Source organism: Streptomyces sp. NBC_00154 (assembly GCF_026342835.1).
Classification (GTDB): domain Bacteria; phylum Actinomycetota; class Actinomycetes; order Streptomycetales; family Streptomycetaceae; genus Streptomyces.
In genome coordinates this window covers 3,351,150-3,371,716 of the sequence record NZ_JAPEMI010000001.1, presented here as the reverse complement: position 1 = coordinate 3,371,716, position 20,567 = coordinate 3,351,150, and the positions used below count along the sequence as shown (strand labels likewise).

Here is a 20,567-nt window from a genome sequence, read left to right as displayed (position 1 = left end):
AGCGACTCATCGGTACTCCTCCATCCTGATTTTGTGGGAGCGTCCCGCAGCAACCAGAGCGATACTTTTGGCCGATACCGCATCTCTTTCTGGATCAAAGTACTGAGAGTGTGCATCGATTGAAATCCCATTGCCGCTGACCAATCGTGGGCCGTCCCCCACCGGAAATCGCCTCGCGCCAAATTCCCGACTAGCCGGGTCCTTGCCGAACCAGAGATCGTCATCTCCCGGGTCGGCGAGATCTCCCGCGATATGGGCAACGGGTGGCCCTCCAGCGATCAACCCCACCGCGCCGACAACCACCTGCTGTTTGGAAGGAAGCTTGGTCACCACGTCGTTCTCGGCCGCCCCGACGAAGACGTGATCTTTCCCGACCCCGAGATTCTCGGCGTGGTCCACACCGACACCGGGACTTCCGACGAGGACGATGTCATCCACTCCGGGAATCCCGTCATCTTGCTGCGTGGCAGCTCCGACGGTGCGCGAGCCATAGGAGTGCCCAATGGCCGTCAGATGCGGGTTCTCGTTGTCATTCGTGGCCACCAGCCCCTCCATGAAACCGTTGAATGCACGACCACCCCTTTCTGCCCTGTCGTCACCCATTACGGCTAGGCTTCTCAATCCGTCCGGTGACTGCGGTGCGTCATAACCAAGCCATACGATCGCCGCACTGGATGCATCATGGTCAATGGTGCCGATCGCCGTGTCGCGAGCCCGCTTAAGGTCCCCCTTCGCGAACTCCTCATCCAGAGACGTATTTAGTCCCGGCACATACGCCGACACATTCCTCGCCGTATCCGGATTCCCGTACGAGACGATCGCCCGCCCATTCCCCTCATCCCCGATCCCCAGCAGGAACATCGGCGGCTTCCGGTCAACGTGCAGTTGCCGATCGATCTCCCGCAGCCCGGCCAACTGCGTCTCCGCCATCTCGTCGTCCCGCCCCTCCAGCTTCCCGATCAACAGCTGAAGGTTGTCCCGGTTGGCCGCATCCCGTACCACCGCCGGGATCCCGTCCAAGTTGCCGATCCGGTCCGGGTACACCGCGAGGTACTCCTCCCGCTGTTCCTGCGTCAGACCGGCCCACCACGCCTTCCGTTCGGCCGGGCTCGCATCGAGCGGGGTGGCGTCTTTCAGGTATCCGCGCGCCGCTCCCCGTACGGCCGCCGCGTCCGTCGCCGCGTCCGTCCAAGTGGCGTCGGGGACCTTCAGCCCCTCCTCGGCCTTCAACTTCCGCAGGATCCGCGCGTAGCGCCAGTCGATCTCCCTGGCCGTCCGTACGGCCTTCTCCACGCGGTCCGCGATCTCCTGCGCTTTTGCCGCATGCGGGTTGGGTGCGACGAGCCCCGAGGGCGGCACCAGTCCCGGTAAGCCCCGCCCGGTCGCGGTCCCGCCCGGCAACGGCTTCCCGTTGATCAGGCCTTCGCCGGCCTCGGGGTATGTCACCGACCCGTCCGCGTGCACCGCGAACTTCAGGGCATCCGCATCCCCCAACGCCCCTTGTAGTGCCTGCTGTTGGCACCGCATCTCGTGCGCGAGGCTGTTCAGTGCGGTACGGAGCAGGCCGCATTCCGTGTACACGTACTGGAAGTTCCGGCTCAGCTGCCGCAGCCGCGTCACCGCCGCATCGGCAGCCTCACCCTGCTGCGTACCGCGCAAGCCGTTCATCAGCTGCTTGTCGATACTGTCCCGGCCCGCGTCGGCCCGGTTGCTCGCCCGGCCCCACCCGTCGGCGGCGCCCTCCAGCTCGGCGCACTTCAGATCACGTAACTGCGCCCAGGTGAGCGCCGAAGTCACTGCCCACCGCCGCGCGCCGCCACCGGTGCGAAGGACTGCCTCACGGCCTCGTTCGTCTCGCCCTGGGCGCGTGCGACGTCCCGCAGATTCCCGGCGAGGCTCCGGCACTCGCCGCGCGCGACCTCGATCCGCCGCTGCCACGACTCCCGTACGGCGCCCAGTTCGGTCAGCGCCTCCAGCCCGGCGGTGCCCGCCACGACGCCCTCGTGCGCGGTCTCCAGCTCGGCCTTCACCGGACCCAGCTGCGTGTGCAGCGCCTCCGCTCCCCCGGCGGCCCGCATCCAGGGCCCGTCGCTGTGCTTCAGCTCATCCCCGCCACCGCCACCTCCCCCTGCCCCGCCCAGATCACGCAGCCTCTGCCTCTGCCCGCCCACCACGGCCACGCCGCTCACCCCGCTCCTTGATCGTGGAGCGGCACTGTGCCAAATCCGGCGTGCCCGACACGCCGACCGCAGCAGCCCCCGGGACGGGCTTACGGCCCTGAATTCCAGGGCCGTGAGCCCGCCACGCCCGTAGCCACATTCACCCGAATGATGGGCCGTCGGACCGCGGCCGAGGATCCGGGCCCAGTTCAGAAAGAAACATATAGCCCATCTAGTCCCACTTGCTGGCGAGATACCACGTTCCACACGGTCTCGCATGGTTCCATCTCGCCATGGAGGAGATCAGATGATGACTGGAGACCGACAGCAGGACACCTACCGACAGGCGGCCACGTCTCGGCGGCGGCTGCTGGCCGCTGCTGCCCTGGCACCGGTGCTGGGCGGGCCGGGCTCGGCCGTCGCTCGCGCGATGCCCGCCGGGGGGCGGACTCACCAGCGGGTCAGGCCGGTGACCACCACCGAGGCGGACTGGGCGGCCGTAGCGAAGGTGCTGGGCCGCAGCGGCAACCTGCTGCGAGGGACGACCTACCACACCCCCTTCCCCCGCGACGATCTTCGCGTCGTCGTCGAGGACGACATCGTCATCACACCGGAGCTCGCACTGGGTGCGCACGTGGCCTTCGTCCGCTACGCCGACGGCAGCACGATGTGCATGGGCGACGTGGCGGTCACCGAGAGCGAACTGCAGCGGGTGATCGACGCCTGGCAGGCGAATGGAATCGCGCAGACCGCGCTCCACAAGCATCTGCCCGCCCATTGCCCCGACATTTGGTGGGTCCACGTCCACGGACACGGCCATGACGAACTGGCCCTGGCACGCGGCCTGCGCGCGGGGTTCGAACGCACCGGCATCCCGCCGGCAAGACCGTCCGGCCCGCCGAGCCCCGTCGACCTGGACATTGCCGGAATCGAAGCTGCGCTGGGCGCCAAGGGTTCCAGCGACGGCGTGGTCTACAAGGCCGTCTTCGCCCGCCGCGAGACGATCTGCGACGGCCATCTGGTACTGCCCTCCGGTCTGGGCGCGACCAGCGCGTTCATTTTCCAGCCGCTGGGAAACGGCAGGGCAGCGCTCAGCGGCGACTGCGTCATGATCGCCGACGAGGTCCAGAACGTACTGGGAGCCTTGCGGCGGGGCGGGATCGAGCTCGTCGAGCTGCACAACCACCACCTGACGGAGAGCCCCCGCCTGTTCTTCACCCATTTCTGGGCCGTGGGCGACGCCGTCGAGCTCGCCGAAGGGCTGCGTCCCGCGTTGGATGCCACCAACGTGGTGCCGACCAGCGGCGTGTGACGAGGGGACGGCGGATTGCTGCCCCCACGGCATCCCCGCGCTGCCGGTGACGGTTCCTCGCTGTCGGCCGCCCCGCCCCCACCGGCCCTGCGGGCCACGGCCGGGGGCGGGCCGCGACCCCTACATGTGGGCCAATTACCCCACAGCGGTGCGTGCCCCGGCAGTCGGCGGGGCACCCACGACATACCTATGCCCTACTTCATCCCGGTAGGTGCTGCATCGCCCCTCAGAACCCATATCTGGAGCTCCGTATGGAACCAGTCACCACCCCGCGGAACTGCCCGTTCGACTATGCCGAGGCCCTCGAATTCGACCCGTTGCTCAGGCAGCTGCAGTCCGAAGGACCCGTTGCCCGCATCCGGCTGCCCCACGGCGACGGAGAGGCATGGCTCGTCACCGGCTACGACGACGTGCGCACAGTGACCACCGACCGGCGTTTCAGCCGCAGCGCCACCATCGGCAAGGACTTCCCGCGCATGACTCCTGAACCCATCGTTCAGGACGAGGCGATCAACGTGATGGACCCACCGGCCAGCAGCCGCCTGCGCAGCCTGATCTCCAAGGGTTTCGCGCCGCGCCACATGGAACGCATGCAGGTCCGCACCCAGCATGTCGTGGATGAGCTGCTGGACCGGATGGAGGAGCACGGCTCGCCTGCCGACCTCTTCGAACACCTGGCCGCCCCGCTGCCCCTGACCACCATCTGCGAGGTCCTCGACATTCCCGAGGACGACCGCTCGCAACTGCGTGCTCACGCGCGGACCATGATGGACACCACCATCGACAACAAGGACGACGCGGTACGGGCCAAGGCCGACCTCCGCGCCTACTTCAAGACGTTGACGGCGGACCGGCGCGAGAACCCGGGCGACGACCTGATCAGTGCGCTGGCCACCGCACGCGACGGGGACGAGCTCCTCAACGACCAGGAACTGACCGTCATGGCCATGGTCCTGCTCATCACCGGCCAGGACACCACCACGTACCAGATCGGGAACATCGCCTACACCCTGCTCACCCGCCCCAAGGAGCTCGCCATGCTGCGCGAGCGTCCCGAGATGCTCCCGCAGGCCATCGAGGAGCTGTTGCGCTTCATCCCCTTCCGCAAGGGCGTCGGCATTCCTCGCGTCGCCCTGGAGGACACGGAGCTGAGCGGGGTGAAGATCCGAGCCGGGGACATCGTGCACGTCTCCTACCTGACGGCCAACCGCGACGGCCGGAAGTTCGACCGGCCCGACGAGCTGGATCTGGAACGCAACGGTCCGTCCCATATGACCTTCGGCTGGGGTGGCCACCACTGTCTCGGCGCCCCGCTCGCCGCCACAGAACTCCAAGTCGCACTCGGAACCCTCCTGGAACGCTTCCCGGACCTCAGGCTGGCGAAGCCGGCCGAAGAAGTCCGTTGGAACAAGACGTCGATCTGGCGCTATCCGCTCGCACTTCCCGTCACCTGGTGACGTCGATATTCCAGCAAGGCACCGACCCCTCACGTCCGGCAACGAGGGCGGCACCGATCAGGTGAAGCAGCACCACAACGACACGCGGACACCGGCGGGGCCGCCCCGCCGGTGTGGTGCCACGCCCCGCACGGCGCGATGTGTCCCAGCCCCGCACGGGACGCGTCGCCAGTGGCGGCGGGACGGGTCGTGTGCGGACCGGACAGCACCCGGTTCAGGGGCCCGCTCCCCGCGACCGGGGAAAGGGCTCTCATCGACCCCGGAAGGGGCCGCGACCGGCCCGGTGTCACCCCCGGGAGGACGGCAGACCCCGGAACAATCAGGGCTGTCCCGACAGCGCGTTCTGCCCGAAATGCGACCCTCATCGGCCTGCCGTAGCGTGATGCGAGGGCCAGCCAAGGTGTGGCGGAAAACCCTTCTGTCCATACGGTGAGAACTTGGTCTTTCGTCGGTCGGCCCGTCCGCGCCCACTCCAGGGGCATCGAATCGCGGCACCGCAACCACCAACGACCCGCTTCGCGCAATCCCGCGCGTACCGCGCCGCAGTGGCGGCCGTCCGCCGGCCGATGTCCCGGATCTGTTCAGGGCTCGGCCGTGTGGACCACCGTCCGCTAGGAGGAGATCCATGGCGGTACTCTGCAAGCCGGCAATCGCAGTTCCCGAGTACGTCATCACCAAGGACGAAACTCTGGAACTGGCACAACGATTGCACGGCGACCATCCGCAACTCAGTCTCGTCCTCCGTCTGATCGAGAACACCGGTGTGCAGAAACGGCACCTGATCCAGCCGATCGAAAAGGTTCTGGAGCACCCGGGGTTCGACGCCCGCAGCATCGTCTACGAGGCGCAGACCAAGGACCGAGTGCCGGCTGTCGTCCGCCAGGCACTCGACCAGGCGGAACTCGAGCCGTCACAGATCGACTTGATCATCTACGTCTCCTGCACCGGCTTCATGATGCCTCCGCCGACTGCATGGCTCATCGGCAAGATGGGCTTCCGGCCGGAGACACGACAGATGCCGATCGCCCAACTCGGCTGCGCCGCAGGCGGTGCGGCCGTCAACCGGGCCCACGACTTCTGCACGGCCTACCCCGACGCCAACGTCCTCATCGTCGCCTGCGAGTTCTGCTCGCTGTGCTATCAGCCCACCGATCTGGGTGTGGGGTCCCTGCTGTCCAACGGCCTGTTCGGCGACGGAATCGCCGCGGCAGTGGTACGGGGCCACGGCGGCACCGGGATCCGCCTGGAACGCAACGGCTCGTACATCATCCCGGACACCGAGGACTGGATCTCCTACGCCGTCCGGTCCACGGGCTTCCACTTCCAGCTCGACAAGCGTGTGCCCGGGACCATGGAGCCACTCGCCCCGGCCCTCAAAGCCGTCGCGGAGCAGCACCAGTGGAACGCCAGCAAGCTGGACTTCTACATCATCCACGCGGGTGGTCCGCGCATCCTGGACGACCTGAGCCTCTTCCTCGACGTGCCGCCCGAGGCGTTCCGCTTCAGCCGGGCGACGCTCACCGAGTACGGCAACATAGCCAGCGCGGTGGTACTCGACGCCCTGGCCCGCATGTTCGACGAGGCATCAGCCCTCCACGGCCAGCGCGGCATGATGGCCGGCTTCGGGCCGGGCATCACCGCCGAGATCTCTCTGGGAACCTGGACCTCGGAGCCCGAGGCGGCGGACTGAGCCGCACAACAGCATGGTGTGCGCGCCCGGCAACCCGACCTGGAGGCCCCGCAACCACACCGCCCCGACCCCCGGTCCTCAAGCGCCTTCCGCAGCCTGAGGACCGGGGGCAGTACGTGGGGGACAGCCCATGGCTTGCCGCCGCGGGAACCCCGTTCCCGCGGCCATCCTGCCGAAATCCGGCCGGTCCCGATGGTCTACATTCACCGGCCATGACAAGACCATCCGATGCCGTCCCCCGCAGCCCTCAGTCGCTCGCACGGGCTGCACAGATCCTCATAGGGCTGTACGCCCTGCTCGACCCCACGCGGCCGAAGCTCTTCGATGCGACCGACGACGGGCTCTTCTACTCCCGCTACGTGTCGGCCTCCTTCCTGGTGGGGCTCGCCACGTTCGTCACCTTCCTGCTCTGGTTGCGCCGGTGCCGGTACAACGCCCAGGCGCTGTCGGTCGGCCCGTTCGCCCACACACCGGGCTGGGCGGTGGGCGCCTGGTTCACGCCGGTACTGATGTGGTGGCGGCCCCGTCGTATAGCTCTCGACATCCACCGGGCCGTCGGCCACGACCCCGCCCCGGACACCACCGTCACGCTCATCAACGCCTGGTGGGCGGCATGGATCGCGCACATGGTGGGAGCCGTGATGGCCACCTCCACGAGCTACGCCGACTCCGTCGTTCTCTCAGTGGCGAGCCAGGCTCTGTATCTGATCGCCGCGGTGCTCGTCATCCTGGTCATCCAGCGGATCACCGCCGCGCAGACGAGGGCCGTCGCCACGTACGTACCGGTTGCCTAGACGCCGTACAGCAGGTACGTGTCCGGATTCCCCTGGCACTCCACCCAATGCAGTTTTCGGGGCCCGATCTACCCGTGGCCGTCAGTCTTCACCTCGCCGGTCCGGCCACGCACTACGGTGCCCCCGCACTCGGAGCCGGGGCACCGACGCGTCACTGCTGCTGTGCCTTGCGGCGGCGGAACACCAGGTAGCCACCGGCCGCGACGAGCGCGGCAGACGCCGCGGACAGCAGGCCGACGGGCGCACCGTTACCGGTCTCCGCGAGGTCGCCGTCACCCTGCGCGGACGGTGACGACGAAGGGGAGGAACCCGAAGCCGGGGACGTCGAGACAGTGCCGGCGGGAGCGGACGACGTGGGACTCGCGGTCTCTTGCACCGGACCGGACGGGGTGGCGGACACTGACGGTCGGCCTCCGCCCGGCTGGGTGTCGTCCTCGCAGTCGGTCCAGAAGACCTTGTGCTTGGCGCGGCCGTGCTCGCCGTCGAATTCCCAGAACAACTTGTAGTGGCCGTCGGGCAGGGACAGGTCCTGCGTACGGCCATGCCCGTCGCCGTCGAGCGTCAGCGATCCGGACTTCACGGTCTCGCCCTTGACGTCGGCGGTCGGGGCCCACGCCTCGATGTGCCAGTCGACCTGCTGGCCGCCGTCGAACTTGAAGGCGTCGAGATAGAAGGTGCACACGTGGGGCTCGTTCTTACGGAGCTCCTCACCTGTCGTGGCGTCGTGGATCTTCACGGTGCCGTTGTCGCCGGGGGCGGTGGCGTGAGCGGAAGGGGCGAGCAGCAGGGTCGCGGCCACGGCGACCGTGAGCGTGCTGGCGGAAACAAGCGAGCGCATGGGCAGTCCAACGGTGAAGGAGGAGGGTTGCCGTGGGGGGCGGCTCAGCTTCCTGCGGCCTCAGTAGCCCGTCAAGACACCTCAAATCACTTTTGTCATAGAGGGAATCGCTCACCCCATTAGTCCCGCATAACGATTGGTCATGGGGCCCCTGGGCTCCAAGACTCCGCGTGGCCGCCGCCTCTCCCTGCACCGTCCGGGCCTCCGACCGACACAGCCCTACCGGGAGTCGGGCAACGGGTACGCGTCCGCCTTCGCTGCGCACTCCACCCACAGCAGCTTCCCGCCCTGGCCCGGCAGGCCGCCGCGCATCGGGTGCGCGCCCCAGCTGTCCGCCCAGAGGGTCACGAGGTAGAGCCCACGCCCACGTTCGACGAGCTCCGCCGGGGCCTCCGCGCTCCATTCGAACGGTGCCGGGATGTGCGGGTTGGTGTCCCAGACGCTCAGCCTGATCCGATGCCGCCCGGCATCGCGAAGACGTAGGGAGTACGGGCCCTCGGAGTGCAGGTACGCGTTGGTGACCAGCTCGCTCGCCAGGAGTTCGGCAGTTTCGGTGAGCTCACTCATGCCGTGCACGCGCAGGACGGTACGGAGGGTGGTGCGAGCTACGCCGGGGGCACGGGGATCCTGTGGGAGTTGCAGGGTGTACGTCCAGGGCGACGTTACGGTGGCCGGAACCATGGAAGTCTCCGATCGCGGAGGGAAGTTGGATCGTGCGTTTCTGGTTGCCCGGTGACGAGGCCGCTCCGTCGAGCGGGGTACTTCCGGGCGGGTGGCCTGGACCTCAAGCTAGCGGCTCACCGCATAAAGTATTTGCCAGATCGACAATTGCTTGAGAGAAGCACTCGTGTGAGTGACGCCTTCACCACTGTGTCCAACAGGGAGAGTTGACGCATGGCGCTCAGAGGCACACCCAGCGTCCGGCGGCTACGCCTCGGGACAGAACTGCGCAGGTTGCGGGATCGCGCAGGACTCACCGCCACTGAGGGCGCGCGCCTGCTCGGCATCAGCCAGGCCCAGCTCAGCAACATCGAGGCGAGCCGTTTCGGCGTGAGTCCGGAGCGACTGCGTGCCATGGCTCGCAACTATCGCTGCTCAGACACTGCTTACATCCAGGGATTGCTGGATCTCGCCGGGGAGCGCACACCCGGCTGGTGGGAGACGTTCCGCGAAGTCCTGCCTGCTCCCCTGCTGGACATCGCGGAACTGGAGCACCACGCAACCGGACTGCAGTCCGCCAACACTTCCCACATCCCGGGCCTTCTCCAGACCACGGACCACGCTCGCGAGATCTTTCGGCAGGTCGTACCCGAGTTCTCCCGTTCGGACATCGAGCACCGAGTGAGCCACCGGCTCCAGCGCCAGGCCATCCTCGACCGCACAGCTTCCCCGCCGTACCAAGCGGTCATCCACGAAGCAGCACTCCGCGTACCGGTCGGTGGCACAACCGTCGCCAAGGCCCAGCTCCGACATCTACTGGAACAGAGCGAACGCAAGCACATCACGATCCAGGTGATCCCGTTCGCCATCGGCGCCTATCCCGGATCAGGTCAGACAATCCTGTACGTACACGGATCGGCACCCCGACTCGACACCGTCTCCCTGGACCAGTCGCACGGCCCCGCTCTGGTGGACGCCGAGGCGGAGCTGGAGGCTTACCGCCTCCTCCTGGCCCGCATGGAGGCGGTCGCGCTGACACCGGACAAGTCCCGTGACTTCATCCATAGCCTGGTCAACGACCTGTGAAGGAACCCAACATGCCCTCGTACCAGTGGCAGAAGTCGTCGTACTGCGGACAGGGCGAGTCCTGCGTGCACGTCGCCGCCCACGACGACACGATCAATGTCATGGAGAGCAGCGACCCCACCGGCGCGATACTCCGCACCACCCCCACCGCCTGGGCCGCCCTCATCCGGACCGTCAAGGACACCGCGCACCATGACTGACCGGGCGATTCCCGCCGAACTCACCTGGGTCCGCGCTGCCCCCGAGGGCGAAGAGGGCCCCGGCCCCTGGATCGAGCTCGCCTTCGGTCCCGACGGGCTCGTCCACCTTCGAGAGACCAACGACCCGACCAACATCGTCACGACCACCCGGACAAAATGGGAGGCCTTCGCCAAGGGCGTCGTGGCCGGCGAGTTCGACCACTTCGCCGCACTCGACAACCAGGGCCCGGCCGAGCCGTCCTGATTGCTCGGCGCCGGCCTGCCGGACAGCTTGCCGGGTGGCAGCGTGCCCGTGTCCGATCGCCGAGTCCCGGCGGCAAGGGGTACCGGTGGAACCAGGAGCGTTACTTCTCCTGACGGCAATGCGCCACCCACTGGCTGCGTCTCCGGAACTGTTCCCTGTTCGTCCGACCAGCGCATATTCACTACGCAACGAACCCGTCCGCGCATTGAACTCGCTGCTGTCCGGGCACAACAGAGCACATCGCCACCGTCAGGCCCCGGCAGCAAGGACTGATCCATGAACCGTCTCGCGCGCTCGATAAACATCACGGAAGACGTACCGGGCCGGATTCTGCACTGGAACTTCTTCATCGGCGGCCACTTGAGTGCCTCGGTACCCGTACGCCTCGTCGAGCGCACGGACGAGGGCCAGCTGGTGTGGATGGAGACAGGCGCGCCCATGTGGCGAACGGAGCTCCCGGGCGGCGCACATCTTCGCGACATCGCCCCGGACGACCGACCCGCCGCCGGATACCCGGTGGTCCCCGGCCGCTGGCCGATGGGCAGCGCCCTGTTCTACCAGCCCACCGGCGCCGCGCATTCCGTACTCTGGCTCTTCGGCCGCAGGGGGAAGTTCCGTGGTTGGTACGTGAATCTGGAGCGTCGCGTCCACCACGGCGACGACATCGACATCGCCGACCACGAGCTCGACATCAATGTGGCTCCGGACCGGTCGTGGCAGTGGAAGGACGAGGAGTCCTTCGCCGAGAAGACCGGCCACCCCGTCTACTGGTCGGCCGATGAAGCGGCAGCCATCCGTGCCGAGGGCACAAGAGTCGCACGGCTCGCCGAGGCCGGAACCTTTCCCTTCGACGGCTCCTGGTGCGACTTCCGGCCGCCGAGGACCTGGACGACACCGCCCCGTCCGCCAGGTCCCCGCCGCCCCATTCTCTGACCACCCCTCAAACTGCCTGCTCTGATGGGTGCAGTTACGGAAGGGAAGGTGGCCTCGGCCAGGGTGGCGGGATGCCGATCGTTGCCCGGGGTCACCCTCCGTGATACACAGAGTAACCATATATATGTGGTCACACACGGATTCGATCCGCAGGTCAGGGCGGTCGGACCGGTCAAACGTGCGAGATCCCATGAAAGAGAGCCGCCAAGTCGTCGTACCAGGACGGTTTCATCAGCGAAGATAGAGAGCGACCCGTGCCATGTGGCAGGGGCAGTGAACTACCCAACAGGGGCGGTGACTTACATGGTCCTGGCAGCTGACACTGATAAGGGCGGTATCAGCACCATCATCAACGGCATCGCACCCAAGTGGGGGCCGTTCGGAGCCCTGGGCGACGAAGCCAAGGTGATGATCGAGGTCGTCATGGCCGTTGCCATCCTGCTCTGCTTCGGCATCGCCATCTGGGGAGCGGCCAAGCAGCGCATCGGCGCGACGGCGCTGCGCGACACGTTCAGCGCGGAGCAGGGCAAGGGTCTGATTGTTGCCGGTTTGACCGGTGTGTTCATCATCGGATCGCTGGGGACCCTGTTCACCATCGTCTACGGCATGGCCATCTAACCACCCGTCAGCCTGCCCGGGTGCGCCGTCCCCGCCCCGGTTCCGCTCCCACACCACCCGTCCGTCGTGCCCACCGACAAAGGTTGCGTCTCCCTGATGTCGAGTCACCACACCGCGCCCACGCGGGAACCAGTACGGCTACCGTCGTACCACGCGGAATCGCACATGGTTGAGGGGGCCTACGCGGCATGAGTCTCGGCGACGACGGCTACGGCAGCGATTCGCGCTCGGGCCGTACAGATGATGGATACAGCACCCTCGGCGGTACGCGCCAGACCCGTACCCGATTCGCCGACGGCACAGGCGGCGACGGCTACGGCAGCCGCCGCCCGGCCCGCAGCTCGCGGTCCCTGATCACGGTGGTCGGCGTGGTCGTTCTGCTCGTCGCGGCTATCGCGTTCGCGAACCGGGGCGGGGGCGGTGACGACAGCGGCTCCTCGGGCGGGAGCGGAGGCAACAAGGCGGGGGCGGCCCCCACCGCGGCGACGGGCACGAAGCCGGTGACGGGGAAGAACGGCGCGATCGCGTCGGGGTTCGCGCATGACGAGCAGGGGGCGCAGAGCGCGGCGGCGAACTACTCGGTGGCCCTCGTGTCCGCCGACATCCTCAAGCCGGTCGAGCGTGCCGCGATCGTACGGCAGGTCTTCGTCGCGAGCAGAGTCGACGAACTCGAAGCCAAGTTCAATGAGGCGTACAACAAGAACTTCCTCGACAAGGTCGGTCTCGACGAAGACGGCAACGCCGCCGCGGGCATGACCTACGTTTCGCGAACCGCTCCTGTCGGAACCAAAGTGACCCAGTCCTCGGCCAACTCCACCACCGTGGAGGTGTGGTGCACCGGGGTATTCGGCACCGCCGGTGTCAGCTCGAAAAACCCGGTCAGCAACGACTGGTTCACCATGACGCTGAAACTCCAGTGGGAAGCCGACGACTGGAAGGTCGACAGCTTCTCCCAGAAGGAGGGTCCGGCGCCAGTCAACACCGACCGTACGGCCTCCAACGCCGACGAGATCGCCAAGGCTGTCGAGGAGTACGGAGGGTTCACCTATGCCCGCTAGTCCACGCCACCTAGTCAAGATCGGTGCGGTCCTGGCCGGCGTCCAGGCCACGATGGTGATCCTGGCGACCCGTGTTGCCGCGGCACCTTCGCCGTCGCCCACGCCGTCGGGTTCGCCTTCCAAGGACAACTGCAGCCTCATCGTCGGCCCGGCCAGGGACTATTGCGAAAACGGCGACGCCGGCAGCCCCAGCACCATCTCCCCCGACGACGCCGCCAACGCCCTCGACCCCCTGTCCTCCCTCGCCCGCGGCTGCGCCGACGCCGCAGCCTGGATCGTCGGCAAGCTCAGCGACGCAGTCAAAGGCACTGCGAACGTCGACTTCACGAACCCCAAGTTCCTGCAGCAGTACGCCGTCATCTTCGCCGCCTCCACCGTGCTCACCCTCGTCCTCTGGCTGCTCGCCGTCGCCAAGCGCGCCATCCGTGGCGTTCCGGTGGCCACCGCGATCTCCGAGGCTGTCGGGTTCCTCTGGCTGACCGTGCTCGCGTCCGCGTTCACGCCGCTCATCCTCTATACGGTCGTCTCGGCGACCGACGGGGTCACCGACGTCATCGCGTCCTCCTCCGGCGGGCAGACCGATGTCTTCTTCGGGTCGTTCGCCGAGGCGCTGAGCAAGGGCTCCGACATCGGCGGCGGGCCGATCATGCTGATCGTCGTCTCGCTCGTGTCGATCCTCGCCGCGGGCGTGCTCTGGCTGGAACTCGTGATCCGGGCGGCCCTTCTGTACGTCGGCGCCCTGCTCGGCGTAGTCGTCTATTCGGGTCTCGTCGACAAGAACATGTGGGGCCACGTCCGCCGCTGGGCAGGCATCATGATCGCGGTGATCATGGTGAAGCCGGTCATCGTCATCGTGCTCGGGCTGGCCGGCGCGCTCTCCTCCGACGGCGGACCGAACGCGTTCTCCGCCGTCGTCTCCGGCCTCGCCATCATCCTGCTCGCAATCTTCGCCTCGGCAATGATCTACCGCTTCGTCCCTGGCTTCGGCGACGAGATCCAGGGTGCCCGCACCAACCGTAAGCAGGCCACCGACGGCGCCCAGGCGGCCGCCCTGATCAGCTCCCCTGCCGCTCTCGTCTCCCAGGGCATCAAGACCCACAGCAGCCGCAGCGGCGGAGACGGCGGTGGACAGGGCGGCGGCAACAGTGGTGGCAGGCCCGCCAACCCGGTCAGCGGCGGAGTTGCCGCGCACAGCTCCCGTAACAGCGCCGGGAGCGGGGTCGGCGGCGGATCTGTCCCCTCCGCCGCACCTCCGCCCCGCAGCGGATCGGGACCCACCTCGGGCACCCCACACAGCAGCCGCGCCACCCGAGGCGGCGGTACAGGCAACTCAGGTAACAACCGCACAGGAGGTGGAGGGCGTTGACGACCCAGTCCCATCCGGTCACGCCTCGCCGTACGTATCTCATCGGCCGGGCCCGGCCGAACGCGATCGTCGGCAAGAACCGCGAGACCGGCGAGATCGCGCTGATCATCGTCGGCGCGTTCCTCGGCATGATGAGCGGGCTGATCGTCCCCGTCCTGTCCCTGCGGATCGTGCTGCTCACCGGCTTCCCGCTGATGGCGCTGGCCATGGTGTACGTCCCGTACAAGCACCGCACCTTCTACAAATGGTTTGAGATCAACCGCAGCTTCAAGCGGTCCCTGCGCCGGGGCACCACGTACCGTTCCGCCGTCATGGAAGCCGGCGTACGGGCCGACGGCCGCGAGGTCGAGATCGGGCCGCCCCCCGGCATCGGCCGGATCAACTGGCTGGCCGCGCCCTTCGGCCCGGACGAGATCGCCGTACTGCTGCACGCCGACCGCCGCACCGTCACCGCGGCGATCGAGATCGAGGGGCCCGGCGTCGGGCTGCGCGACAGCGAGGACCAGGAGGCGCTGGTCGACCGCTTCGGCACACTCCTCAAGCATGTGGCCAACGGCGACGGCTTCGTGACCCGCATTCAGATGCTGGCCCGCACCCTCCCCGCCGACCCCGACGCACACGCCAAGGACGTCGCCCAGCGCGGCGACAAGGCGGCCCCGGGCTGGCTGCAGGAGTCGTACGACCAGCTCCAGTCGATGGTCTCCACCTCCAGCGAACAGCACCGCGCCTACCTCGTCGCCTGCATGCACTTCAACCGCGAACTGGCCGCCGAGGCGAACGCCATGGCCCGCGCCGCCCGCCCGCAGGCCGGCCGCAAGCTCGACCGGGACGCGGGCCTCGCCGTCGTCATGGCGCGCGAACTGACCGACATCTGCGCCCGCCTCGCCGAAGCGGACATCCGGGTACGCCAGCCGCTCGGCCAGAGCCGGCTCGCCTCGCTCGTGCACTCGATGTACGACCCCGACCACCCCATCGACCACATCCAGGCGATGACGAAGCGCAACGCCTGGCCCGCCGAGCTGGACGCCGTCGAGCCGACGTTCCTGCAGGCCAAGACCCGCGAGTCGACGACCCGCGCGCCCTGGTGCCACGCCACGGCATGGGTGAAGGAATGGCCGATGACGCCCGTCGGCGTCAACTTCCTGGCCCCTCTCCTCGTACACACCCCGGACGTCATCCGTACCGTCGCGGTCTGCATGGACCTCGAACCCACCGAGGTCGCCATCGAGCGGATGCTCACGGAGAAGACGAACGACGAGGCCGAGGCGAGCCGCCAGGCCAAGATGAACCGGACCGTCGACCCGCGCGACATCGCCGCCCACGGCAGGCTCGACCAGCGGGGTGAAGATCTCGCGAGCGGCGCGGCGGGCGTGAATCTCGTGGGGTACATCACCGTGTCGTCGCGATCACCCGAGGCTCTCGCCCGCGACAAGCGGACGATCCGTGCCTCGGCCGGCAAGTCGTACCTGAAGCTGGAGTGGTGCGACCGCGAGCACCACCGCGCCTTTGTGAACACGCTGCCGTTCGCCACCGGCATCCGTCGCTAACCGAGAGGGCAGTCACGCCATGCGAGATCCTCTGTCCGCGTTGTCGGATGCCTTCACCTCCTTCCTCTTCGGGAAGGTGGAGACGACCAGGCTGCCCGTACGAACCTCGACCGGGCAGGCCCAGGCCGTCTACCTGCCCACCGCGGCCCCCGGCCTCGGCGACTCAGGCGTGATCATCGGCCGCGAGGTGTACTCCGGCAAGGGCTACATCTACGACCCCTTCCAGCTGTACGGACAGCAGCTCCCCGCTCCGCACTGGCTCGTGCTCGGGGAGTCCGGAAACGGCAAGTCCGCGCTGGAGAAGACGTACGTGCTCCGCCAGCTCAGGTTCCGCGACCGCCAGGTCGTCGTCCTCGACGCGCAGGGCGAGGACGGCGTCGGCGAGTGGAACCTCATCGCCCAGGAGCTCGGCCTCACCCCCATCCGGCTCGACCCGACCGCGGCCCTGAACGGCGGCATCCGGCTCAACCCGCTCGACCCCTCGATCACCACGACCGGTCAGCTCGCCCTGCTCCGTACGATCATCGAAGTCGCGATGGGCCACGGCCTCGACGAGCGCTCCGGCTTCGCGCTGAAGGTCGCGCACGCCTATGTCAACCAGACGATCAACGACCGGCAGCCGGTGCTCACCGACATCGTCGAGCAACTGCGCCACCCGGAGCCCGAGTCCGCCGAGGCGATGAACGTCGACATAGACGACGTACGGGCCTGGGGCCTCGATGTCGCCCTCGTCCTGGACCGGCTGGTCGACGGTGACCTGCGTGGCATGTTCGACGGCCCGACCTCGGCCGGCATCGACCTGGACGCTCCGCTGATCGTCTTCGACCTGTCGCACATCGACCGGAACTCGATCGCCATGCCGATCCTGATGGCGATCGTCGGCGTATGGCTGGAACACACCTGGATCAGGCCCGACCGGAAGAAACGCATCTTCCTGGTCGAGGAGGCCTGGCACATCATCAACTCCCCGTTCGTCGCCCAACTCTTCCAGCGGCTCCTGAAGTTCGGCCGACGGCTGGGCCTGTCGTTCGTCGCCGTGGTCCACCACCTCAGCGACGTGGTCGACGGGGCCGCGGCACGCGAGGCCGCGGCGATCCTGAAGATGGCCTCGACCCGGACGATCTACGCGCAGAAGGCCGACGAGGCCAGAGCGACCGGGCGCGTACTCGGCCTGCCCCGCTGGGCGGTCGAGATCATTCCCACCCTCACCCCCGGCATCGCGGTATGGGACGTCAACGGCAACGTCCAGGTCGTCAAACACCTGATCACCGAGGCGGAGCGCCCCCTCGTCTACACCGACCGCGCCATGACCGAGTCCTCGGCCGCAGATCTCCTGCCGGAGGACGTACGAGCCGCGGAGCTGGAGGCGGAGCAGCGCGCGGCACGCATCGAGCACCAGCAACGACTGAACGAGTCGTCCGAGTCAACGGTGGCATGACATGGCAGGACGCACAGAACAGCGGACCGGGACGAGCACCGGCGGCACCGGCGGTGTCCCGGACGGTCTGCTGGTCGGCCTGCTGGGCTTCCTGCTCGGGCTGACGATCCTCGTCTGGACGGCCACCGGCCTGTCCGGACTGTTCACGCACGGCGCCTGGCCGAAGGGCGTCACCTTCACCGAGACCCCACTGGCCATGCGCCGGCTGGCGGCGTCCCCGCACGACATGACCGCCGCCTGGCCCGGCACACCGGCGGGCGAGCTCTCCGGATACGGCTTGTTCTGGGGCCTGTTCATCGGCGAGCTCATGGTGCTCATGGTGCTGACGGTGTTCGTGATGGGCGTGGTGACCCGCTGGCGAGTGGTACGCGCACGTCGGCGGGAAGAGCGCCGTCAGGAACGTCATGCCGAGCGTTACGCGGAGCACACTCAGCGCGCAGAGCCCGCCGCGGTCGAATCGGTGGAAGCGGTGGAAGCGGTGGAAGCAACCGCCCCCGCGATGCCGTCCCCTGCCCCTGCCCCTGAGCCGGCCCCCGCGACCACTGCCACAGCAACAGAAGCGCCGACCGAGGCCGCCCCCCGGACAGAGCTCCTCCCCCTCACCCCGGTCGTCCCCTCCCCGCGCACGCCCCTCGTCGTCTACGGCCCGGCCGCCACCCGTCGCCCCACCGTCGTGCAGGCCATCCGGGAGGCCGACGGACCCGCCCTCGTCGTCACGTCCGACTCCACCGTCTGGGAGGAGACGAAGGACGCCCGCGCCAAGCTCGGCCCGGTCCTCGTCTACGACCCGGGCCACCTCTGCGACACCCCGGCCCGCCTCCACTGGTCCCCCACGGCCGGGTGCGAAGCACCGGACACCGCAGCCGCCCGCGCCATCGCCCTCCTCGCCCCGGTCCGGCCGCAGGCCCGTATCGACGCGATGACGGCCGAGACCGCGGAGACCCTCCTCCAGTGCTGGCTGCACGCCGCCGCCATAGACGGTCGGCCGTTCCGCCAGGTCCACCGCTGGGCCCTCGGTGGCAACGCCCATGAACCGGTACGACTCCTCCGCACCCACACCAAGGCCGCCTCCGGACTCGCCGGCCTGCTGGAGTCCGCGCTCACCGGCCATCCCGAACGCCGGGAGATGGCACAGGAGCTGACGGTACGGGCGTTCGCCGCACTCTCCTCGGTCCACATCCGCGACGCCTGCATGCCGAACCGATCCGATTCACTCGCGCTGGAATCTTTTGCGGGCGAAGGGGGCACTCTTTATGTGGTCGGTGAACCCATCGAGGATCCTCGCTCCGGACCGGGTGCGATGCCGCTGCTCACCGCCCTCGCCTCACACGTGGTCGAGCACGGCCGCCGCATGGCCGCACGGTCAACCGACGGTCGGCTCGACCCACCAATGACGCTCGTCCTCGACGACGTCGCGGCTGTGGCGCCTCTCCCTCAGCTCCCGGAGCTGGTCTCGACGAACCAGGACCAGGCCCTGCCGACGCTGGTCCTGCTCCGCTCGCAGGAGCAGGCCCGAGCCCGCTGGACGTCCCCGCTCCAGCCGTAACACGGTGGCCGGACCTGCGGCCAGGACCGGGACTTCAGACGGCAGCCCCTGAACCGGCCGAATCCGGTCCGGGGCGACAGCGGGCCGAACCAGCACTGCAGACGTCAGACAGGGCGGACGATCTCGTACTCGAGCTCCAGCGCCGTCGGATCGCCCGGTACGGCAACGGTCTCCCCGCTCGGTGCGAAGCCGAACCGCCGGTAGAAGGCAGCGGCCCGCGGATTGTTCTCGTGCACGTACAACCGCACCCGCTCGATCCGCGGCTCGCCCAGTGACCACGCCCATTCGACCCCGGCCCGGAACAACTGCTCGGCCAGTCCGCCGCCCCGCGCCTCCGGCCTCACGAACACACCGACCACATGAGCCTGGTGGACCTTGGCCGGTTCACCGAAACGCAGATCATCGTCCGGCCGCTCGACCAGCACTGTGATCGACCCCGCCCAGCTCCCGTCGGGCGCCTCGGCGACGAACTGACGCACCTCGTCACCACTGGCCTCGGCCCCACCGGCCGTGCGGCCCTGCCAGAACTCGTCGGGCTCGGCCACGGCCTGCTCGTACGTCTCCAGAAAAGCCACCGGCGCCACAGGATCCTGCAGAGCGGCGAGCCGGAGCTCCTTGGCGAGCGCCCATTCCTCGGCGCGTACGGCCCGAATCGCATAGTTCATACACGGATCCTGCCCCTCCCCGTGTCTCCCAGCAATCGAATTCCTGCCCCGCCCCGCACCTCGGCTCGTACCGTCTACTCCCGTGACAGACATGGATGACAAGATCGACGACGAGATGGCCGGCCTGCTCTCGGCCTATGACGAGCAGATGAGGGGTGTGCCGCCCACCCCTCCATCGGGGGTCACCTACGAACAGGACGGCCCCCTGACCCGGACCGTCGGCCAGTTCCGCGGCTTCATCAGCGCCCCGCGCGACGTGCAGGTGCGCGGGGCCGAACTCGACGCACTGATCGCCCGTCAGCGTGACCGATTCGCCGCCCGGGGCGAGGCGGTGGAGTGGAAGATACGCGGCCACGACCTGCCGTCCGACCTCACCGACCGCCTGCGCGCCGCGGGCTTCGCAGCGGAGGCGGAGGAGACCGTCCTCATCGGCCCCGCCAAGGACATGGCATCACCGCCCGTACTCCCGGACGGCGTTGTACTCCTCCAGGTCACGGAACGCGCGGACATGCACCGCATTGCAGCACTGGAAACGACTGTCTGGGGTCAGGACCTGACCATGATCGGTGACGACCTGGCGGGCCGCGTCGCTGCTGCCCCGGACGACCTCGTCGTCCTGGTCGCCGAGGCGGACGGCGAGGTCGTCTCCGCGGCTTGGCTGGTCTTCCGCACGGGCACCGAATTCGCGGGCCTGTGGGGCGGTTCGACACTCTCCGCCTGGCGCGGACGGGGCATCTACCGCGCTCTGGTCGCCGCCCGCGCCCACATCGCAGCAGCCCGCGGAGTCAGGTATCTGCAAGTGGACGCGTCCAGCGACAGCGCACCGATCCTGCGCCGCCTGGGCTTTCACGCAGTCACCACCACGACCCCTTATGTATGGTCGCCGCGGCGGGTAGCGGCCGGCCCGTAAACGCAGAAAAGCCCCGCACCAGAGGTGCGGGGCTTTCCCGGAATAA

Annotated in this window: 20 protein-coding genes; 15 read left to right on the top strand and 5 right to left on the bottom strand. The window is 68.1% G+C overall.

All coding sequences use genetic code 11. The annotated features are described in order from the left end of the window. Positions 1–6: 6 nt before the first annotated feature. Together OHA03_RS15145 and OHA03_RS15140 are read right to left on the bottom strand one after the other, a co-directional pair. A complete protein-coding gene (locus tag OHA03_RS15145) occupies positions 7–1,797 on the bottom strand; it encodes an alpha/beta hydrolase (protein ID WP_267004378.1) in 1,791 nt (596 codons plus the stop codon). After that, on the bottom strand, positions 1,794–2,189 hold the full coding sequence (locus tag OHA03_RS15140) for a hypothetical protein (RefSeq protein ID WP_267004377.1): 396 nt from the start codon (positions 2,187–2,189) through the stop codon (positions 1,794–1,796). The genes OHA03_RS15145 and OHA03_RS15140 overlap by 4 nt, the downstream gene beginning before the upstream one ends. A gap of 277 nt (positions 2,190–2,466) precedes the next feature. Here OHA03_RS15140 and OHA03_RS15135 point away from each other — a divergent pair, with 277 nt between their 5' ends. From OHA03_RS15135 to OHA03_RS15120, 4 genes are all read left to right on the top strand, one after another. Continuing rightward, complete coding sequence (locus tag OHA03_RS15135; protein WP_267004376.1) at positions 2,467–3,471, top strand: DUF1259 domain-containing protein; 1,005 nt, start codon at positions 2,467–2,469, stop codon at positions 3,469–3,471. 251 nt (positions 3,472–3,722) lie between these two features. After that, positions 3,723–4,928: a cytochrome P450 gene (locus OHA03_RS15130; RefSeq protein WP_267004375.1), complete on the top strand. Its 1,206-nt coding sequence runs from the start codon at positions 3,723–3,725 to the stop codon at positions 4,926–4,928. Between the two features lie 625 nt (positions 4,929–5,553). Beyond that, positions 5,554–6,618 carry a type III polyketide synthase gene (locus OHA03_RS15125; protein ID WP_267004374.1) on the top strand — a complete coding sequence of 355 codons (1,065 nt, stop codon included), beginning with the start codon at positions 5,554–5,556 and terminating at the stop codon, positions 6,616–6,618. 212 nt (positions 6,619–6,830) lie between these two features. Further along, positions 6,831–7,412, top strand: a complete 582-nt coding sequence (locus OHA03_RS15120; protein ID WP_267004373.1) for a DUF4328 domain-containing protein — start codon at positions 6,831–6,833, stop codon at positions 7,410–7,412. 151 nt (positions 7,413–7,563) lie between these two features. On the opposite strand, the gene OHA03_RS15115 is transcribed toward OHA03_RS15120, so the two are convergent. Both OHA03_RS15115 and OHA03_RS15110 read right to left on the bottom strand, forming a co-directional pair. Next, positions 7,564–8,250 carry an LPXTG cell wall anchor domain-containing protein gene (locus OHA03_RS15115; protein ID WP_267004372.1) on the bottom strand — a complete coding sequence of 229 codons (687 nt, stop codon included), beginning with the start codon at positions 8,248–8,250 and terminating at the stop codon, positions 7,564–7,566. A 219-nt stretch (positions 8,251–8,469) separates the two neighbouring features. Next, complete coding sequence (locus OHA03_RS15110; protein WP_267004371.1) at positions 8,470–8,931, bottom strand: ATP-binding protein; 462 nt, start codon at positions 8,929–8,931, stop codon at positions 8,470–8,472. Between the two features lie 213 nt (positions 8,932–9,144). On the opposite strand from OHA03_RS15110, the gene OHA03_RS15105 reads away from it, so the two are divergent. The 10 genes from OHA03_RS15105 to OHA03_RS15060 all read left to right on the top strand — a co-directional run bounded on the left by OHA03_RS15105 (position 9,145) and on the right by OHA03_RS15060 (position 18,946). Next, complete coding sequence (locus tag OHA03_RS15105) at positions 9,145–9,996, top strand: helix-turn-helix transcriptional regulator (RefSeq protein ID WP_267004370.1); 852 nt, start codon at positions 9,145–9,147, stop codon at positions 9,994–9,996. 11 nt (positions 9,997–10,007) lie between these two features. Beyond that, a complete protein-coding gene (locus tag OHA03_RS15100; protein ID WP_267004369.1) occupies positions 10,008–10,196 on the top strand; it encodes a DUF397 domain-containing protein in 189 nt (62 codons plus the stop codon). Next, on the top strand, positions 10,189–10,440 hold the full coding sequence (locus OHA03_RS15095) for a DUF397 domain-containing protein (RefSeq protein ID WP_267004368.1): 252 nt from the start codon (positions 10,189–10,191) through the stop codon (positions 10,438–10,440). Before OHA03_RS15100 ends, OHA03_RS15095 begins: the two co-directional genes overlap by 8 nt. A 276-nt stretch (positions 10,441–10,716) precedes the next feature. Further along, on the top strand, positions 10,717–11,373 hold the full coding sequence (locus OHA03_RS15090) for a DUF402 domain-containing protein (protein WP_267004367.1): 657 nt from the start codon (positions 10,717–10,719) through the stop codon (positions 11,371–11,373). 303 nt (positions 11,374–11,676) lie between these two features. Next, a complete protein-coding gene (locus OHA03_RS15085) occupies positions 11,677–11,991 on the top strand; it encodes a hypothetical protein (protein WP_030924923.1) in 315 nt (104 codons plus the stop codon). A gap of 188 nt (positions 11,992–12,179) precedes the next feature. Further along, a complete protein-coding gene (locus OHA03_RS15080) occupies positions 12,180–13,049 on the top strand; it encodes a hypothetical protein (protein ID WP_267004366.1) in 870 nt (289 codons plus the stop codon). Next, complete coding sequence (locus tag OHA03_RS15075; protein ID WP_267004365.1) at positions 13,039–14,415, top strand: hypothetical protein; 1,377 nt, start codon at positions 13,039–13,041, stop codon at positions 14,413–14,415. Before OHA03_RS15080 ends, OHA03_RS15075 begins: the two co-directional genes overlap by 11 nt. Continuing rightward, the gene (locus OHA03_RS15070) at positions 14,412–15,962 is read left to right on the top strand and encodes an SCO6880 family protein (protein ID WP_267004364.1); all 1,551 of its coding nucleotides are present in this window, start codon (positions 14,412–14,414) and stop codon (positions 15,960–15,962) included. The genes OHA03_RS15075 and OHA03_RS15070 overlap by 4 nt, the downstream gene beginning before the upstream one ends. 19 nt (positions 15,963–15,981) lie before the next feature. Then, entirely contained in the window at positions 15,982–17,400 is a 1,419-nt protein-coding gene (locus OHA03_RS15065) for an ATP-binding protein (protein WP_267004363.1), read from the top strand. A 1-nt stretch (position 17,401) separates the two neighbouring features. Next, positions 17,402–18,946: a type VI secretion protein gene (locus OHA03_RS15060; RefSeq protein WP_267004362.1), complete on the top strand. Its 1,545-nt coding sequence runs from the start codon at positions 17,402–17,404 to the stop codon at positions 18,944–18,946. Positions 18,947–19,050: 104 nt separating this feature from the next. Here OHA03_RS15060 and OHA03_RS15055 read toward each other — a convergent pair whose 3' ends face one another. Continuing rightward, a complete protein-coding gene (locus OHA03_RS15055) occupies positions 19,051–19,611 on the bottom strand; it encodes a GNAT family N-acetyltransferase (protein WP_267004361.1) in 561 nt (186 codons plus the stop codon). Between the two features lie 91 nt (positions 19,612–19,702). Between OHA03_RS15055 and OHA03_RS15050 the strand changes: the two genes are divergently transcribed. After that, positions 19,703–20,521 (top strand): GNAT family N-acetyltransferase, encoded by an 819-nt coding sequence (locus OHA03_RS15050; RefSeq protein WP_267008056.1) that lies wholly within the window; start codon positions 19,703–19,705, stop codon positions 20,519–20,521. Positions 20,522–20,567: the final 46 nt, after the last annotated feature.

What these genes read in the sequence shown, in the direction of transcription:
- OHA03_RS15115 (WP_267004372.1), bottom strand. Translation starts at nt 8,250, where the DNA reads ATGCGCTCGCTTGTTTCCGCCAGCACGCTCACGGTCGCCGTGGCCGCG.
- OHA03_RS15125 (WP_267004374.1), top strand. Translation starts at nt 5,554, where the DNA reads ATGGCGGTACTCTGCAAGCCGGCAATCGCAGTTCCCGAGTACGTCATC.
- OHA03_RS15105 (WP_267004370.1), top strand. Translation starts at nt 9,145, where the DNA reads ATGGCGCTCAGAGGCACACCCAGCGTCCGGCGGCTACGCCTCGGGACA.
- OHA03_RS15055 (WP_267004361.1), bottom strand. Translation starts at nt 19,611, where the DNA reads ATGAACTATGCGATTCGGGCCGTACGCGCCGAGGAATGGGCGCTCGCC.
- OHA03_RS15135 (WP_267004376.1), top strand. Translation starts at nt 2,467, where the DNA reads ATGATGACTGGAGACCGACAGCAGGACACCTACCGACAGGCGGCCACG.
- OHA03_RS15080 (WP_267004366.1), top strand. Translation starts at nt 12,180, where the DNA reads ATGAGTCTCGGCGACGACGGCTACGGCAGCGATTCGCGCTCGGGCCGT.
- OHA03_RS15110 (WP_267004371.1), bottom strand. Translation starts at nt 8,931, where the DNA reads ATGGTTCCGGCCACCGTAACGTCGCCCTGGACGTACACCCTGCAACTC.
- OHA03_RS15050 (WP_267008056.1), top strand. Translation starts at nt 19,703, where the DNA reads ATGGATGACAAGATCGACGACGAGATGGCCGGCCTGCTCTCGGCCTAT.
- OHA03_RS15090 (WP_267004367.1), top strand. Translation starts at nt 10,717, where the DNA reads ATGAACCGTCTCGCGCGCTCGATAAACATCACGGAAGACGTACCGGGC.
- OHA03_RS15075 (WP_267004365.1), top strand. Translation starts at nt 13,039, where the DNA reads ATGCCCGCTAGTCCACGCCACCTAGTCAAGATCGGTGCGGTCCTGGCC.
- OHA03_RS15095 (WP_267004368.1), top strand. Translation starts at nt 10,189, where the DNA reads ATGACTGACCGGGCGATTCCCGCCGAACTCACCTGGGTCCGCGCTGCC.
- OHA03_RS15060 (WP_267004362.1), top strand. Translation starts at nt 17,402, where the DNA reads ATGGCAGGACGCACAGAACAGCGGACCGGGACGAGCACCGGCGGCACC.
- OHA03_RS15065 (WP_267004363.1), top strand. Translation starts at nt 15,982, where the DNA reads ATGCGAGATCCTCTGTCCGCGTTGTCGGATGCCTTCACCTCCTTCCTC.
- OHA03_RS15085 (WP_030924923.1), top strand. Translation starts at nt 11,677, where the DNA reads ATGGTCCTGGCAGCTGACACTGATAAGGGCGGTATCAGCACCATCATC.
- OHA03_RS15100 (WP_267004369.1), top strand. Translation starts at nt 10,008, where the DNA reads ATGCCCTCGTACCAGTGGCAGAAGTCGTCGTACTGCGGACAGGGCGAG.
- OHA03_RS15130 (WP_267004375.1), top strand. Translation starts at nt 3,723, where the DNA reads ATGGAACCAGTCACCACCCCGCGGAACTGCCCGTTCGACTATGCCGAG.
- OHA03_RS15120 (WP_267004373.1), top strand. Translation starts at nt 6,831, where the DNA reads ATGACAAGACCATCCGATGCCGTCCCCCGCAGCCCTCAGTCGCTCGCA.